The following is a 15,042-nucleotide window of genomic DNA, read 5'->3' on the forward strand; positions in this document are numbered from 1 at the left end:
AGGCGACGGCATGTTGATCGGTGAAGTCTCACGGCGCTCCGGCGTCAGCAGCCGGATGTTGCGGCATTACGACGCCCTGGGCCTGGTGACTCCGTCGGTCCGCACCTCGACCGGCTACCGCGAGTACTCCGCCGACGACATCCGTCGCCTGTTCCATGTCGAATGCCTGCGCACCCTCGGGTTATCGCTGACCGAAGCCAAACGCGCGCTCGACGATCCCGGCTTCGCCCCCGGCGACATGGTGGAACAGCTGGTCCGGCGCACCCGCGCCCGGATCGCCGCCGAGCAGGAGCTGCTCGGCAAACTCGAGCGGGTGGACGCGGCCGCGCCGGAGCAGTGGGAGGCGGTGCTGAGCATCGTCACCCTGCTGCATGCCCTCGAATCGGAGTCCGGCGCCGACCGGCAACAGGCGGTGCTCGCCCGGTACGAGGACGCGCCGGTCGACGCACTGGTGGCGGCGGCGCTGTCGGAGGAGGACCTCAATGTCGCGGGCGCGCTGCGGTGGTCGCTGGCGCGGGCGGCCGGCGCCGCGCTCACCGATCTCGCGGCCGGACTGGATTCGCCGGAGGTCGATGTCCGGCGCCGTGCGGTCGCCGCGATCGTCGCCGTTCCCTCCGCGGAAGCCACGGACCTGCTCCGCACCGCTGTCGGCGACGCAGACCTGGTGGTGGCCGACCGTGCCGCCCTGGCGCTGGGCGCGCGCCGCGCCACCGAGGCGATACCGCACCTGCTGGACATGGTGACCGAGGGCCGCACCGACGTCGAAGCAGCCGAGATGCTCGGCCTGCTCGCCGCGACCAGCGCCGACGAGATCGTCCGGCAGCTCCGGGATCGGCTCGACACCAGCGACCAGAAGACTCGCTTGCGGATCACGCAGGCGCTCGGCGAGGTCCCCGCTCCCGCCGCCCGCCAGGCCTTGGTCGAATTGACCGAGGACGACGATCGGTGGGTCGCCGCGACCGCCGCCGCCGTCTTGGAAAGTACACACGATTCGTCGGGATGACATCGCGGTTCGGTATCGGGCTGTCCGGCTCACGGCTCGATGTGATGTCGCGTCAGCAACGAGCCGCCGGCTGGGTCCTGAACCGGGCGGCGTGAACCGCAGCTCCGCCGCGCCCGGCCGTCGCCGGCCCGCCAAGTCGGCACGCCGGAGGTCGACGTCGATGCGCCGAACCTTCGGGCCGCCCGAGCCCGGACGCGCCGCCGGTATTGCGCGGGATCGACCGGAGCGCCGGTCAGGGCCTGGCGCCGAGCTGCCCACTGACCCACGTCTCGATGTCATCGAGCGCGGCCTTCGCCATAGCAGTCGGGTGCCCCGTAAACCCATGCGGCGCTTCGGGATAGATGCGCAGATCGACGTTTCCACCGAATGCCGAGATCCGTGCCGCCATGGCGAGATTGTCCTGGAGCAGGATGTCCTGCTCGCCGACAACCATCAAAACGGACGGCAGCCCGCCGAGTTCGGCGTAGATCGGCGAGATGTCGGGGTGCGTGCGGTCCGGCGCTGTCCCGGCGTAGGCCTCGAGGAAGTATTCGTCGGCGATCAAACGACCTGCCGGAGTCTGTGTGCTCAGGTCGTAGGTTCCGAATTGCAGCACGGCGCAATCGAATGCGTTGATCCCGCGGTCGCGCAGGCGCAACAGCGTCGTCATGGCCAGCGTCGACCCGGCCGAGAAACCGCCCACCGCGAGCTTGCGGGTGCCGAAGCGCTGTACGGCATGCTCGACCAGCCATAGCGCGGCGGTTTCGCCGTCGTCCGGAGCGGCCGGCCACGGATGTTCCGGCGCCAGCCGGTAATCCACGCTCACCACCGCGACCCCCAGCGCATCCGCCAGCCGCCGATTCCGCACATCGCTACCGGCCGCCGATCCCATGTAGAACCCGCCACCGTGGAACTCCAGGAACACGCCGTTCGCGACGCCGCCCGCGGGCGCGTGCACCCGCACCGGCACGCTGCGTCCTTCGGCTTCGACCACCTCGTCGACCGCCGGCGGATCCACCGGCGCGGGATCGCCGGCCCCGGCGCGGACCGCGCGCAGTTCCTCGAAATCCCGTGGTCCTCGCCCCGGGGGTCGGTTCTCGTAGAACCCGCGTGACTCATCGGCGAGCAGCCGCAGGCGCGGGTCGATCAGGTCGTCCAGTCCGAGTCGCATGCAGACCGACGGTACCTGGGCCGAGGGTTGCCTCCCGTCCGAAGCGGTGGCCGGATCCTCCCGTCCAGGTGCGCGCCAGGCCGACAGTGCACCGGGTGACCGGCAGACCACGCGCACATCATCCACGCCGGTGTCCGCCGAGCACCTGACATTCCGGTCACGTGGGTCGTCGGAATAGGTATCACCGTTTCCGCACCGGAGATTCGCCGATGACCGAGTCAGCGCGCCGTGATCACCGTGGGCAACCGGGCTTCCTTCGGAGCCGGGCGAGATATTCCGGGGTGGTGACGGCGGAACTCATGCTCACCGACACCACGAGGAACTCCGACATGATCACTCGAGCGACCCCGGCCCTGCCGCACACATCCGCCGACGAGCCCCCGGTCACCGCGCGAAACAACTCGTCTCGAACGCGACGCATCGCGTTCTGGGCAACCACACTCATCATCGTCTTCGAACTGGTCGCCGGATCGGTCTGGAACCTGGTGCCGATCGAATGGGTCGAAATCCAGCTCGAACATTTGGGATACCCGCACTTCTTCGCCTACCTCCTGGGTGTGTGGCAGGTCGGCGCCGCGGTCGCGATCATCGCGCCCGGATTCCCACTGATCAAGGAATGGGCCTACGCCGGTGCCTTTCTCCTGTGGTCGGGCGGCGTGGTGTCGCATCTGGCGGTCGGCGACGGTGTCCAGTCGTGGTCGGCGCCGCTGATGTTCGCGATCCTGGCCGTCGCATCCTGGATGCTGCGGCCCGCCGACCGGCGACTGCCCCAGACCTGGCTGCGGGGCACCGCTGACGGCAGCCGGACCGACGCCACTCGGCCGGAAACAAGCCGCCGAGGGTGGGCCATCGCCCTCGGTGTCCTCGTTGTTCTCTACGCCGCGTCCGTCCTCACCCTGCCTGTCGTCGACGAGGTCATGCACGACAACGCTGTCCGGCTCGGCTGGATCGAGGAATAGCGCGCCGCTGTCGCCGCAGCAGCAGACTGCGGCGCATGCGTGATCTAGGGAAAGTCGACGCCGACGATCCTTTGCGCGCGCTTTAGTTCTCCATTGATAGCGCGCTGTGCTTCCGCGATGTTCTTCCACTCTTTCCCGGCTTGGCCATCGATGATGATCAGTTCGGCCTCGGTCACCTGCCCATAGACGACGTGTCCGCCGTTCGGGCGTTCGAAGAAGAGAACGTAGCGGCCGACTTGTCCGCCCTGCCTGGCAGGTGCGAACCCGCCCAACTTCTCGGCGAACTTGAAGCCCACCTCCTCGAACCACTTGATTGCGTAATTCATGGCATCCTTGAATCCGTACATCGATTCGGGCGGCAATCCGTACATCTTTACCAGTCGATCGGCCGCGACGTCGTGTCCGGCGACTTCGCGGATCACGATCGACGCGGTATGCGCGGCACAATCGCGATTACGCGTGACGATCGACCCGATCATGCTCGGCGAGGGGGTCGCCGCCTTATCGATGACAACGATCATGGCGAGTTCACAGGCCACCCAGACGGCACGGTTGAGAAATCGTGCGGCCTCGTAGCTGGTGCGTCGGCGAGCAATGAATCCTTCTCGCAAGGCCGCTGCAAGGTCCGCGCTCGCCGTCTTGGGCAGCGCCGGTAGCGATTCCACCCCACGCTTGATCAGCGACAGCGCTTTTGACCGCTCCTCTGGGCTCAGTCGATCCCACAAACGGACGCCACCGGTGAGCGTCGCGGAGTCGAACAGTTCGCTGAGCTTGTCGACCCATGCGTCGAACTGTCCGTACAGCTCGCCGAGCTTAGCGCCCTGTGCATAGGCATCCTGGCGACTACCGGGCACCGGCGGCAGCGGGGGAGCGACACCGGCCGCCGGTGCCGGCGACCACGCCGGAGTGCCGCTCATGCGATGCTCGCCAGGTTGGAGGTGACGGCGATGTCAGTTCCCGACGTCGGCGTGTACTCGTTCCATTCGGCGATCAGGGTGCCGCGCTCGCCGGGCTGGATCACCGGGAACGGGGTCTGCGAGCCGTGCGTGTGCCCCACCTTCTCCACGGTGATCTGGTGATCGTTCGGAATCGCAACGATCCGCACTGATTCCTGCACGTGCGTGTCGTCGTAGGTGTCGAGCACCACGGGCAGTCCCACGACGAAACCCTTGCTGCTGTCCACGCCGAGCGTCACCGGTTGCGCGGACGCCGCCACCTGTTGCGCGCAGGTCGCGTAAACCGACTCTTGTAGCCGAGTAGCGGTTTTCGCTGGATTCGCCGGAGCGATACCGGGGTAATTGCGGTCGTCGTAGGCGGCGATTTCACGTGCGATGGATAGATAAGGGGCAGCGGGGGCACCATCAATACTGCCGGTTTCAGCGAAACGCACCCACTTGTCCTCCCACCCTTTCCGGACGGTCAGTACCACCCGCGCCGCGCCTGCCCGGAGAAACGCCTGGCGATTCGGGTCGGGGTGCCTTAGCGACCGAATGAAGTTCCAGCTCGGCGGCACATCCCAGAAGTACGAGTACAGGAAGGTCACTACGTTTTCCCACTCGATTGCCTGGTTGATGAACCGGACAATGTGCTCGTGTTGTCGAACCAGCGTCCATTGCTCGGTCGTCATGCCGAGTTGCGAGGAGTCGAATCCACTGCCATGGACGAGGTCCACCCCTGCAGCACCGAAGGCATCGAGCACTGGCTTGGGCATGAATTCGAAAGCCGGGCCGAGAATCCAGCGGATGACACTTTTCATGATCTCGTCGCTTTCTTCGCGGCGTAGGGTGAGCGTGTCGACATCGGCGAGGCGTTCTTCGAGGGCAGCTATCTTGCCGGCGATCTCCTGTTGCTCGACGAAGTGTCTGTTCTGGGCGGCGCTCAGCAACGCCGTCCACACGTCGTTCTTCCACTGGTCGATGCCCTGCGCGCGGGTCCGGGACAGCACCTTCAACTGGATGAAGGGGGCCGAGACCCGATGAAAGAACACGGTAACCACGCGGTGGCCGGTATGGCCGGCCATGAACGGCTTGCCGTCGAATCCCATCGCCTTTTCATCATGTACCGCGAGGAAGTCGCCGTTATGCGTGCGACCGAGGGTACTGCCCATCACGGCGAAGACGATGGGTCCGCCGTCCTCGTGCTTTCCGATGTTGGCTGTGACGAGAATTTCGCTGATCTCGGCCCCGGCAGGCACGTCGAATTCGATTTCCATATACGCCCATGAACTGTTTGTTCCGCCGACCTTGCCCTTTGTCACCGGCTCCGGGGCGGCGGGGTAGGCAGGGACGGCCGCGTCGTACTTGTCGGCGAGCCATTGGTACTTCGGCTGGCCGGTCGGGTCCGGGTTACCGTGGGCATCGACCTTCAGGTTCGGATCGAGATCGGCGAAAACGGCCGGGAAATCGAACGGTTTCAATTGACTACGCCAGTGGTCGAGCTCGGCATAGAGCTTGCGCATGGCCGCGGCCGGCTCGGGCACGACGACGTCGTAGGTGAGGCGAAGTCCGTAGCGATAGAGCCGGACCCGCCATTGCCGCATCATGCTGAAATAGTCGATCCGGACGGGATGCGTGGCAGAGTTCTTCAGCACCCGCGTCGATGTCTCCGACATTCCCGTTTCCGTCCGCGTCGCAATGGTGACCTTGTGCTCCTGGCGTGATCGCGACGATGCCTTCTGTGTTAGCGACCGGGCATGCTTACGGCTCTCGGCCGCCGATGTCGACTGGCCGTCCTGGGCGGTGAATCCCGTGGTTGTCGACCCCGAGACGATCGAGATTCCGCCTTGGACCGTACCTGTGATATTGAACTGATTCGAATGCTGGGTCTGCGAACTCGTGGATTGAGCGATATCGGTGTTGTCGGTGACCCCGGTTTCGCTGAACTCTTCAAGTGTGTCGGTGACGATCGTGGTGAACTCCTTGGAGGTCACCGACCACTCCTTATGCGTGACCGCCGTCTCCTCCCCGGGTGCGAGCGGGATGGTGGACACCAGCTCACCGCGCTCGATTCCCACCGGAACCATCTCGATGCGTTCGAGGTTGAGCATCCCGATCGGGTGCGCAACGGCGCGCTCACGGAGCCCGCGAGCGGCAACGATGGCTGCGTTGAGCCGGACGACCTCTCGACCGATCTCGTCGGTCGGCGCCGGCTCGCGAGCCTCTCGAAGGGAATCCAGCGCCGCGCGGCGCCGCTCCACCAGTAAGTCGGTGAATGCCAGCAACTCTGCCATCGGAACCTGCGCGAGGGCGTTGATTTCGGGCTGCAATGCGGGGACGAGTGATTGCTCGAACGTCGCGATCGTATCGAAGGTAGCGTTGGAGACGGCCGTGTGACGAGCGGATTCAACTCCGCCCGATCCCCGGAGGGCATCGGTCTCACCGGGAGTGAGCTGAAGCTGGCGAATGGCCGCGACCTTCACCAGCGCACCGCTTGATCCCCGCTCCGGCGCGTCCTCGCCGCCAGGCTCTTGGATCTCGATCGGGACCAGCGTGGCCTTCAACACCTCGCGAGCACACCCCTGCAATGGTTGCTGCGGGGTCGGTGCGGTCCCGGCGCCGGGCGCAGCGCTGTCCGGAATCCACAGAAGTTGTCCGATCGGCAGCGCCGCCGGATCGGTGATCCCGTTCGCGTCGGCGATGAGAGACCACTTGCCCGCATCGCCGTAGTAGCGGGCCGCCAGCTCGGCGAGCGTATCGCCTTCGACGGTCTCATGAGTCCGGGCAGACCCCAAGTCGGGGACCGTCAGGACCAGCCCGACGGCTATCGACGTCGGGTCGTCGATCCGATTCGCCGCCCTGAGCACCGGATGCAGCCGCGGTTCGCCGTAATACTGTTGCGCGAGGCCCCACAATGTGTCGCCGCTGGCAACGATATGAGAGTGCGTGGTCATGGCCCTGTGCCTTTCCGAAGTGCTACCAGTGCCGAAATCGTGCCAGCGTCGACGACGATTCAAACGAGTAGCGAACTACTCGTTCAGCCGGGACGACCGGCGACGATGTCCGTCCGAGGCAGTGGCGGAACGAGTATCCGGGCATTGAGCGAACAGGTCGCTGTCCAGAGAACGATGCGGCTGATTGACGGGCGGCCGGCGGCGGGGGAGTGTGGAGCGATGACGGGTGACCTGACGCGCCACGGTGTCGACGTGTCCAATCTCGATCAACCCTTGTTCGACCGGGCCGAAGCGACCAAGGCGGATCTGCTCGACTACCTGGAGTTCGCCGGCGAGCGGTTGCTCCGGGTGCTCCGCGGGCGACCGCTGTCGGTGGTGCGTGTGCGGCCGGGGCAGCCGCCGTTCATGCAGAAGAACCTGCCGAAGTACACACCGGAGTGGGTGCCGAGGACGACGGTGTGGGCGGAGAGTTCGCGGCGCGAGATCAGCTACGCGCTGTGCGACGACCTGCGGACGTTGATCTGGTTCGGCAACCAGCGTGCCGTCGAATACCACCCGACGCTGTTCCTCGCCGACTCCGCGCCGCATCCCACCTACCTCGTGCTCGATCTCGATCCCTCCCCGGGCCAGACCTTCGCCGACGCGGTGGCGGGCGCCCGGTTGATCCGGCAGGCTCTGACCGCCGATGGGCTGGCGGGTGCGGTGAAGACCAGCGGATCGAAGGGGCTGCACGTCTTCGTGCCGGTCGTTGCGGGTCTCGACGTCGAGGATGCCGCCGCGGCCACGCGCGCGATCGCGGCCCGTGCCGAACGCATCGACCCCTCGGTCGGCACCACCGCGTTCATCCGAGAAGACCGCCACGGCAAGGTCTTCCTCGACGCCACCCGCTCGGGCGGCGCCACCGTAGCCGCGGCCTACAGCCCACGCATCCGCCCGGGCGTCACCGTATCCTTTCCGCTGCGCTGGTCTGGCCTGGACGACGTCACACCGGCCGATTTCACGCTGCGAACCGTGCCGGAACTCCTCGGCGACAGCGACCCCTGGCAGTCGGAAATGCCCGCCCCACAGGAACTTCCCCAAGACCTGATCGATGAGGGCCACACGATACCGGTGGCGCGCGTGCAGGCCATGCACGAAGGCAAGCGGCGAGCACGGGCCAGGCGCGAGCAATAGGCGGCCCGCAGCGCGCACCGGTTCAGAGAACGCGCTACATGGCACACCGCGGGTAAAGGTCAGAGCAAGCGGGCGATCAGTGACCGGCATCGCGCCCAAGCGCGGGCGAGCACGGAACCTGACTCGCTGGCCGGTTCTTTCCTGACCTCGGTAGCGCCGGCCTGGTCTACCGCCCTGCAATACGGCGTTGCCGATCGACCGGCTCGCCGGGATGCAGTTGCTGCTGGAGCTGGGCGACCGCCTCGTCATCGAGGTCGGCATCGATGACTGCGGCTGCCCAATCCCACTGTGGCGTCGACCAGACGTAGTGCAGCGCGCCCCATCGCGGTGTCCAGCCCTCGGCGGTGCGTGGGCGACGGGACAGGAGGGTTCGGCGGCTGTGCGCGTCGAAGGCGCCGGTTTCCGGGTCGCGGAAGGGGACGGATTCGGGGGTGAAGTCCACCGGCACGCGTGCGGTGAGCGGTGCGGAGGTGACGGTTTCGGCGAACCATCCGGCCTGCTCACGTTGCACGGCGGCGCGTTGCTCTTCGAGCAGCTGCTGATACTGCTGAGGCGTGTATACCGGCCCGTCCCAATGGAACAGCGAGTCGTCGGCATCCGCGCCGACGACCGGATCGACGAAACGTGCGCCTTGTCCGCCGGCCTCGGAATGGAATCCGAGCATATGGCCGGATTCGATATCCACCCAGATCCGCAGCGGATGCGGCTTGCCGGGTGGCGGTGCCAGCTCGACGGTCCAGCACCGCCGTCCCGCGAACTCGATTTCTTCTACTTCTCCGGCCGGCCGGGTGAAATCGTTGCCCTGCCAGTCGGCGGCGCTGCGGCGTTGTACCAGGAATTGGTTCGGTCCGAGGTAGATCACGCGGTCGACGGCGCCGGTTCGGGGACGCTTCGCATCGACGGTGAAGTCCCAGGCCCGGGCACCGTCGGTGATGAAGACCAGGGCGCCGTCCTCCCGTTCGACGCGCAGCCGATCACCGTGCCGCCACACCCGGCAACCATCGCCGACCGGGATCACCATCTGATCCGCATGGCCCGCCCAGCCGAAGCCGGCGGGCTCCTCCGCACGGACCTCGCGAACCGTCCCGCGCAGGGGTATCCGCGGGACGGTGGTGAGCGCGGTCAGGACCTCCAGCCAGGTCGTCATCGCGCCAGCCTAGCCCGGCAAGATCGCGGCGACGCGCGTCATCGATGCTCGAGCTCGGCCTCGCGCGCGACGACGACTGGCGGTTGCGGAGCGAACCAGGTCCGGTAGAACACGACACACAACGCGGTGAGCATGCCCAGGATCGCGATGCCGAACGGGACCGGATGGGTCGCCATCGGCATGGCGAGGTAGCGGACGCACAGCAGTACCGCCGCGAACGTGGCGATTCCCATCGCCACCACCCGGATGCGCGCCCGGTCCCAGCCACGGCCGGGATCGCGCAGGACGGACTCGATCGTCAGGCAGAACGCGGCGCCCGCCACCAGGTCGAGGCCGTAGTGCGCGCCGAGGCCGAGCGTCGCCGTCAGCGTGCACACCAGCCAGAAAGTACCGCCCCAGCGCAACCAGGTCGGCCCGCGTCGGGAGTGGATGAACAGGGCGAGCGCCCACGCGGTATGCAGCGAGGGCATACAGTTGCGCGGTGTGATGCCGTCGAAGGGCATCGATTCGACCGAGATAGGTAGCGCCGGAATGATATTCGGCCAGACATCGGCGATCTCCATGCCGTGCCCCTGCGGTCCGTACGCGAGCACCGGCCCCACCACCGGGAAGATCACATAGAAGATCGGGCCGATGAGTCCGATCGCCAAGAACGTGCGCACCAAGTGATGCTGCGGCCACACACCCGTGGTCACGCCACGCAACTGCCAGACCGCGACGACGATGGCCGCCACCGGAAGCTCGAAGTACACCCAGCGCACCACGCCGGTCGGTATCGGCCCGGCCAGCTCGAGCGCCCGCCCGACGAGCCACGACGGATTGCCGAGGGCGCGATCGGCCACTTCCACATACGGATCCAGAACCTGCGGACACACCCAGGCGGTGATGTCCAGCCAGATCTCGCCGACCTTCGTCGCGAGGATGAGCAGCGCTCCGAGCGCGATCGTTCGCAGCGCGGTCCGCCGTCGCACCCCGGACCACCGCACCGCGGCGATCACCGCCAGCGCCGTCAGCACGATTGTCGGTCCGTTGCCCACGGTGAACGGCCGTTCGTCGAGTGTCCGAACTGCCACGAAGACCAGATCGATGGCGACCGCCGCTGCCAGGGCGCTCACCCGCACCCGGGTGGTGACACCGACCAATGCCAGCAGGAATCCCGCCCACGGCGTCGTCGCCGACTTGGGTGTCCCGGCGTAGTCACGTAAAAGGCTGGTCAACGGACCGAGCGCGTTGATGTGAACAGCGATGAGCTGTCCCGCAACCAATACCAGCACCGCGGCGGCGATACCGCCCCACACCACGTACGGCGAAATCCGACGTCCCCCGGCCCGATCGACGTCCGCAGGCTCCGGGGGAGAGGTCGAACTGCCGTGCGTGTCGTGAATAAGCATTCGGACATCGTAAATACGTCGTGAACGCGGCTTGACGGGGCACTGAACGGGGAGGGCTCCCGAACGAGAATGCCTGCGCGCCAGGAAGGAACGTTGCCGGGGCTTCGCGCCTTTTTCGGCGCGCGACCCAGACCGGGTTCCCTCCGGGCATCGGCCCATGCACAGGCCTAGGCTCGAGGAGGCACCCAAGCCATCCCCGGATCCGGACTCGGCCTGGCCATCGTCGACGACATCATCGCCGCCCACCACGGCACCGTGTATGCCGAACCGGGTCCCGGTGGGCGTGTGGGCTTCGGGTTGCCGCCGGGCCAACCGTCCAGGTGACCGTGGTGGCGGTCGAGCTAGGTGTTCTTGTGGATCACGCCGTCTTTCATGATCACGTGGAAGTTCTTGGCCGGGCCGGCGATGAGGTTGATGTCGGCCAACGGGTCGCCGTCGACGAGGATCAGGTCGGCCAGCGCGTTGGGTTCGACCACGCCGAGCGTTCCCTGGTAGGGGCTGCGGGGCCCGCTCAGTGCCAGTAGTGCGGCGTTGTCGATGGTGGCGAGGCGGAGCAGTTCCGCTGGGTTGAACCACTCGCTCAGCCGGAGCAGGTAGGCGGTTCTGTTCGGCGTTCATGGCGGGCTCGAACAGGAAGTCGGTGCCCCATGCCAGTTTGACGCCGGCGTTTTTGGCCATCGGCCAGACGATCGCGTTACCGGCCACGATGCCCTCGCGTTTGGCGCGGCGCTCTGCGGGCATGCTGTCGTTGCTGGGTTGCAGGTATTGGCCGCTGAGCAAGACACCGCGTTCGGCGAGCAGGTCCACGGTCGGTTCGTCGAGCAACTGTCCGTGTTCGATGCAGAGGACACCGGCTTCGACCGACCGGCGCACCGCCTTGGGCGTGTAGGCATGCACTGCCACGTAGGTGTTCCAATCGCTGGCCGCGTCGACGGCGGCGCGCAACTCGTCGAGTGTGAATTGGGTGACGTCGATCGGGTCGTAGGCCGAGGAGGTGCCGCCGCCTGCGGTCAGCTTCAACTGGCTCGCGCCCATCCGCAGGTTCTCCCGCGACGCGGTGAGCACTTCGTCGCGGCCGTCGACGATGAAGGTCGCGCCGATTTCCTCGGCCCGCGACTGTTTTCCGGTGAAGCGGCGTGACTTTTCCTCGGGTGTGCGGAAGTCACCGTGGCCGGCGGTCTGGGAGATCATCGCTCCCGACGGCCATACCCGTGGGCCGGTGGCCTTGCCTGCGTCGATGGCTGCCTTGAGCGGGAAGATCGGACCGCCCATATCGCGGACGCTGGTGAATCCGCGCAGCAGCATCTCACCTGCCGAGGTGAGTGCGGCCCGCGCGAAGAACTCGGGGTCTTTGCCAGGGTCGTTGAGATCGGCCAGGAGGCGCTGCCGAACACCAGATGCACGTGGTTGTCGATGAGCCCGGGCATCAGTGTGCGCCCGCGTCCTTCGATGATCTCGGTTTGGTCGGTGCCGGGCATCCGGCGCTCCGACGGCGATCGTGTCGCGAAACCGTGACCACCGTCGATCTTGAGGCGACCACTTGTGCCCCAGTGAGTCGAATTCATTCTCTGGCGTCTGGGCTGGACCGTTCCATCCACCCCGCACGTGCCCGTCGGAGCACACTGGCGGCGCTCTGGATTCGATGGCTGACCAGGGCGGAGTCAGATCCTCACGTTCCGCTGTCGCGCAGGTGGAGCGCGGCGTTGATCAGCTCCCGGGCGGACTCACCGTGGACCGATTGCGCGGCCAGCAGGGCGAAGGATTTCTCATAGAGGGCGATTTCGGATGGTCTGGTGATGGTCAGCTCGGCGGCAACGGTTTCGACCAGCACCGTCTTGCGGTCGTGGATCACGAAGTTGGTGGCGGGTGCACGATACTCAGCTGTCCGGGGGATGATGCCCACTGCCAGACGCGGCAGTCGCATCACGTCCAGAAGGCGGCGGAGTTGTCCGGCCATCACGGCGTCCTCGCCGATGGTGGTGTAGAGCGCCTGTTCTTCAATCAGATAGTGGATGCGGTGGTCGCCACGGTGGAGCACATGTTGTCGCTGCATCCGCGTCGCTACGGCGGCCTCCAGGTCGTTGGGTGACCCGTAGAACTCGGCCACGCTCTGAAAGATCGCCGACGCGTACTCGCGGGTCTGCACCAGGCCCGGGACGACGCGCGGGTGATAGCCACGGATGCAGCGGGTGCCCGATTCCAGAGTGATGGCCTGACGTTGCCGATGGGCGTGCCCGGACACGACGATGCGCCGCCATTCCACGTAGGCGGCGGTCAGATTGCGCAGCGTGGCAACGAGGTCCGGCACAGCGTATTCGGCCCGGCACCACCGGCACCATTCCTGGATGTCGGCCTCGGTCGGAGTTTGACGCCCGTACTCGATCTTCGAGACCTTCGATCCCTGCCATCCGGCAGCCCTCGCCAACGCGACGCCGGATAGGCCGGCGTCGCGCCGGAGTTCGCGCAGCCGCTCACCGAGTGCGCGGCGGGCGTCGTCGGGTGGTGCGGTCACTGCCGCCCGGCGTGCTCGGATTGTAGGTAGTCCTCGTGCCGGATCGCCTGTTTCCAGGTGCGCAGGTAGATGTCCCGGCAGAGCTGGACTTGCCGTGCCTCGGTGGTGATCCCGATTCCGGCCGGCCCGCCGGTCTCGGTGAACATTGTGTAGGCGACGATCCGGCCGTCGATCAACCAGAAGTCATCCGACGCCTGGTCCCGCGCATCCGCCAAGTGCCTTGGCAGCCAGCGGATATCCTCGCCGTTGGCGACGGCGTTTCCGGTTCGCGACAGCAGCCATGTGATGTAGTCGCTGTGCGGCGTGGTGACGATCCGAGTCCGTTGAATCTGCACCCCGCGTGCCACGGTGTCTCGGACCAGCGGCACCCACGGGTCGTAGCTCGCGCCCTCGGCTGCGGCGTAGTCGTCTTGCGTCTCGAGGTGGAACGCATAGCCGCGCGCCTCACCGAACAGCCGGGTGAACGTGTCCGGCGTATCACGATGGATCATGCGTCGCGCCTGATCTGTCGGCCGAGGGGAACGACTACCGCCGTCTCGTGGCCTGGTAGCTGAATCTGTTCCAGCGCTTCGGCGTCAGTGACCGGCTCGCCCGTCAGCATGAACGTGCCGTGGCCGGTGTCGCGCAGCAACGCACCCAGGCACGTACGCGGCTCCAGGTAGGTGAGCAGACCGTGGGGAATTTCGATCTGGTCGGCCTCGTCGGTGCGCCAGCCCTGGACGACGTAGCGCGGCGGATTCGTTTCGGTCAGGAACAAGGTCGGGCTGTGCCCGACCTCGGAGTCGCCGCCGAGTCGTCGCAATCTCATGGTCCTGGCCTCCGGTTTGCTCGTTCTCTCGTGGGTAGGTCCATCGTCACTGCTCATCCGTGTGATGGTCAACGTTCCGAGCAAAGCCGAGCAAGAACATGGCTCGGGTGAACTACGCACTCATAGCGTGCTTTTCAGCCCCGCCGCCGGGTGGATACGCCCTCGGCGGCGGGTGCCGACCAACGACATGACAAGGGGCGGTGGGGATGGACGGCAGGCAGACAGCAGCGATAGGTCTGGTCCGGCGCGGGATACCGGGCAGCGGAACCGACCTCGGCGCGTTGGCGCAGCGGCACGGTTACCGGATGGTGTTCACGGTGGAGTTGGATGTCGGCCCGCTGGTGGGTGCGATGGTGATCGCGCAGCACGTCTACGAATACGGTGCCGCCGCGGTGGTCGTCCCGGGATTCGAGCATGCGGACACCGTGCGCCACGTCGTGACCGACCTCGCCGCACTGATCACGCCGATGCAGGTCTATCCGCGCGGATACCGTTGGCCGGTGGTAGATCTGGATGACGACCGGGTGCTGTCATGAGCGGAACCAGCGTACTCGTCATCCTCGTGCTCATCTTGGTCGGCCTGACGGTCTGGCTCTACTGGCCCGAGCGAGCCGATCGCGACCGGCCGTCCGTGGCCGAAATCGGGCGCCGGCTCACCGCCGAGCGAGACGAGCTTCCCTGAGCGGATCAGCGCGGTGCGGTGAGCAGCGACGGCGGATCGTGGGTCCCGCCTAGGTCCCGCCCTACGGGTTGTCGATACGAAGAAACCCCTCTGACGTAGGTCAGAGGGGTTTCTTGCTGGTCGGGCTGACAGGATTTGAACCTGCGACCACTTGACCCCCAGTCAAGTGCGCTACCAAACTGCGCCACAGCCCGTTGCGCCGCGTTTGCGGGCGCTCGAAGAGATTACCTCAGGGGGTGTGTGGAGAGCTAATCCGCTGGTCAGGGTCGTGTTTAGGGGTTGAGAGGGAGGGGCGGGTGGTATCGGCGGGGCGGGTGGGGTCCAGCAC

At 66.5% G+C, this 15,042-nt stretch carries 14 protein-coding genes, 1 tRNA gene and 1 pseudogene; 5 read left to right on the forward strand and 11 right to left on the reverse strand.

Annotated features, from left to right (window positions below; genetic code table 11):
* Positions 1-10 precede the first annotated feature (10 nt).
* Positions 11-1,003: a MerR family transcriptional regulator gene (locus tag NOCYR_RS11470; protein ID WP_014350533.1), complete on the forward strand. Its 993-nt coding sequence runs from the start codon at positions 11-13 to the stop codon at positions 1,001-1,003.
* 232 nt (positions 1,004-1,235) lie between these two features.
* Here the strand turns inward: NOCYR_RS11470 and NOCYR_RS11475 are convergent, their stop codons facing one another.
* Positions 1,236-2,153: an alpha/beta hydrolase gene (locus tag NOCYR_RS11475; RefSeq protein WP_014350534.1), complete on the reverse strand. Its 918-nt coding sequence runs from the start codon at positions 2,151-2,153 to the stop codon at positions 1,236-1,238.
* A gap of 329 nt (positions 2,154-2,482) precedes the next feature.
* Here NOCYR_RS11475 and NOCYR_RS11480 point away from each other — a divergent pair, with 329 nt between their 5' ends.
* Positions 2,483-3,112, forward strand: a complete 630-nt coding sequence (locus NOCYR_RS11480) for a DoxX family protein (RefSeq protein ID WP_014350535.1) — start codon at positions 2,483-2,485, stop codon at positions 3,110-3,112.
* Positions 3,113-3,156: 44 nt separating this feature from the next.
* Here NOCYR_RS11480 and NOCYR_RS11485 read toward each other — a convergent pair whose 3' ends face one another.
* Together NOCYR_RS11485 and NOCYR_RS11490 are read right to left on the reverse strand one after the other, a co-directional pair.
* Positions 3,157-4,029: a hypothetical protein gene (locus NOCYR_RS11485; RefSeq protein ID WP_014350536.1), complete on the reverse strand. Its 873-nt coding sequence runs from the start codon at positions 4,027-4,029 to the stop codon at positions 3,157-3,159.
* Complete coding sequence (locus NOCYR_RS11490; RefSeq protein ID WP_014350537.1) at positions 4,026-7,001, reverse strand: LysM peptidoglycan-binding domain-containing protein; 2,976 nt, start codon at positions 6,999-7,001, stop codon at positions 4,026-4,028. Before NOCYR_RS11490 ends, NOCYR_RS11485 begins: the two co-directional genes overlap by 4 nt.
* A gap of 219 nt (positions 7,002-7,220) precedes the next feature.
* On the opposite strand from NOCYR_RS11490, the gene NOCYR_RS11495 reads away from it, so the two are divergent.
* A complete protein-coding gene (locus NOCYR_RS11495) occupies positions 7,221-8,174 on the forward strand; it encodes a DNA polymerase domain-containing protein (protein WP_014350538.1) in 954 nt (317 codons plus the stop codon).
* 166 nt (positions 8,175-8,340) lie between these two features.
* Here NOCYR_RS11495 and NOCYR_RS30050 read toward each other — a convergent pair whose 3' ends face one another.
* From NOCYR_RS30050 to NOCYR_RS11525, 7 genes and pseudogenes are all read right to left on the reverse strand, one after another.
* Positions 8,341-9,321, reverse strand: coding sequence for a hypothetical protein (locus tag NOCYR_RS30050; protein ID WP_014350539.1), 981 nt, complete (start codon positions 9,319-9,321; stop codon positions 8,341-8,343).
* A 38-nt stretch (positions 9,322-9,359) separates the two neighbouring features.
* Complete coding sequence (locus tag NOCYR_RS30400) at positions 9,360-10,712, reverse strand: phosphatase PAP2 family protein (protein WP_081505378.1); 1,353 nt, start codon at positions 10,710-10,712, stop codon at positions 9,360-9,362.
* 341 nt (positions 10,713-11,053) lie between these two features.
* Positions 11,054-11,188: a hypothetical protein gene (locus tag NOCYR_RS30900; RefSeq protein ID WP_330981624.1), complete on the reverse strand. Its 135-nt coding sequence runs from the start codon at positions 11,186-11,188 to the stop codon at positions 11,054-11,056.
* A 217-nt stretch (positions 11,189-11,405) separates the two neighbouring features.
* Positions 11,406-12,017, reverse strand: a pseudogene (locus NOCYR_RS31000) (amidohydrolase family protein); the annotation flags it as partial.
* Positions 12,018-12,381: 364 nt separating this feature from the next.
* Positions 12,382-13,224 carry a helix-turn-helix domain-containing protein gene (locus NOCYR_RS11515; protein WP_014350541.1) on the reverse strand — a complete coding sequence of 281 codons (843 nt, stop codon included), beginning with the start codon at positions 13,222-13,224 and terminating at the stop codon, positions 12,382-12,384.
* Positions 13,221-13,715 (reverse strand): DUF6879 family protein, encoded by a 495-nt coding sequence (locus NOCYR_RS11520; protein WP_014350542.1) that lies wholly within the window; start codon positions 13,713-13,715, stop codon positions 13,221-13,223. The genes NOCYR_RS11515 and NOCYR_RS11520 overlap by 4 nt, the downstream gene beginning before the upstream one ends.
* Positions 13,712-14,032, reverse strand: a complete 321-nt coding sequence (locus tag NOCYR_RS11525; protein WP_148280604.1) for a hypothetical protein — start codon at positions 14,030-14,032, stop codon at positions 13,712-13,714. The genes NOCYR_RS11520 and NOCYR_RS11525 overlap by 4 nt, the downstream gene beginning before the upstream one ends.
* A 206-nt stretch (positions 14,033-14,238) precedes the next feature.
* Here NOCYR_RS11525 and NOCYR_RS11530 point away from each other — a divergent pair, with 206 nt between their 5' ends.
* Both NOCYR_RS11530 and NOCYR_RS29220 read left to right on the forward strand, forming a co-directional pair.
* Positions 14,239-14,568, forward strand: coding sequence for a hypothetical protein (locus tag NOCYR_RS11530; protein WP_231856067.1), 330 nt, complete (start codon positions 14,239-14,241; stop codon positions 14,566-14,568).
* Positions 14,565-14,714 (forward strand): CcoQ/FixQ family Cbb3-type cytochrome c oxidase assembly chaperone, encoded by a 150-nt coding sequence (locus NOCYR_RS29220; RefSeq protein ID WP_148280605.1) that lies wholly within the window; start codon positions 14,565-14,567, stop codon positions 14,712-14,714. The genes NOCYR_RS11530 and NOCYR_RS29220 overlap by 4 nt, the downstream gene beginning before the upstream one ends.
* A gap of 117 nt (positions 14,715-14,831) precedes the next feature.
* On the opposite strand, the gene NOCYR_RS11535 is transcribed toward NOCYR_RS29220, so the two are convergent.
* Positions 14,832-14,908, reverse strand: a tRNA-Pro gene (locus tag NOCYR_RS11535).
* Between the last annotated feature and the right edge of the window lie 134 nt (positions 14,909-15,042).

The organism is Nocardia cyriacigeorgica GUH-2 (assembly GCF_000284035.1).
In the GTDB taxonomy this organism is placed as follows: domain Bacteria; phylum Actinomycetota; class Actinomycetes; order Mycobacteriales; family Mycobacteriaceae; genus Nocardia; species Nocardia cyriacigeorgica_B.

Coding starts and splice junctions, on each gene's coding strand:
- NOCYR_RS11470 (WP_014350533.1), top strand. CDS start 11: ATGTTGATCGGTGAAGTCTCACGGCGCTCCGGCGTCAGCAGCCGGATG.
- NOCYR_RS11475 (WP_014350534.1), bottom strand. CDS start 2,153: ATGCGACTCGGACTGGACGACCTGATCGACCCGCGCCTGCGGCTGCTC.
- NOCYR_RS11480 (WP_014350535.1), top strand. CDS start 2,483: ATGATCACTCGAGCGACCCCGGCCCTGCCGCACACATCCGCCGACGAG.
- NOCYR_RS11485 (WP_014350536.1), bottom strand. CDS start 4,029: ATGAGCGGCACTCCGGCGTGGTCGCCGGCACCGGCGGCCGGTGTCGCT.
- NOCYR_RS11490 (WP_014350537.1), bottom strand. CDS start 7,001: ATGACCACGCACTCTCATATCGTTGCCAGCGGCGACACATTGTGGGGC.
- NOCYR_RS11495 (WP_014350538.1), top strand. CDS start 7,221: ATGACGGGTGACCTGACGCGCCACGGTGTCGACGTGTCCAATCTCGAT.
- NOCYR_RS30050 (WP_014350539.1), bottom strand. CDS start 9,321: ATGACGACCTGGCTGGAGGTCCTGACCGCGCTCACCACCGTCCCGCGG.
- NOCYR_RS30400 (WP_081505378.1), bottom strand. CDS start 10,712: ATGCTTATTCACGACACGCACGGCAGTTCGACCTCTCCCCCGGAGCCT.
- NOCYR_RS11520 (WP_014350542.1), bottom strand. CDS start 13,715: ATGATCCATCGTGATACGCCGGACACGTTCACCCGGCTGTTCGGTGAG.
- NOCYR_RS11525 (WP_148280604.1), bottom strand. CDS start 14,032: ATGAGATTGCGACGACTCGGCGGCGACTCCGAGGTCGGGCACAGCCCG.
- NOCYR_RS11530 (WP_231856067.1), top strand. CDS start 14,239: ATGGACGGCAGGCAGACAGCAGCGATAGGTCTGGTCCGGCGCGGGATA.
- NOCYR_RS29220 (WP_148280605.1), top strand. CDS start 14,565: ATGAGCGGAACCAGCGTACTCGTCATCCTCGTGCTCATCTTGGTCGGC.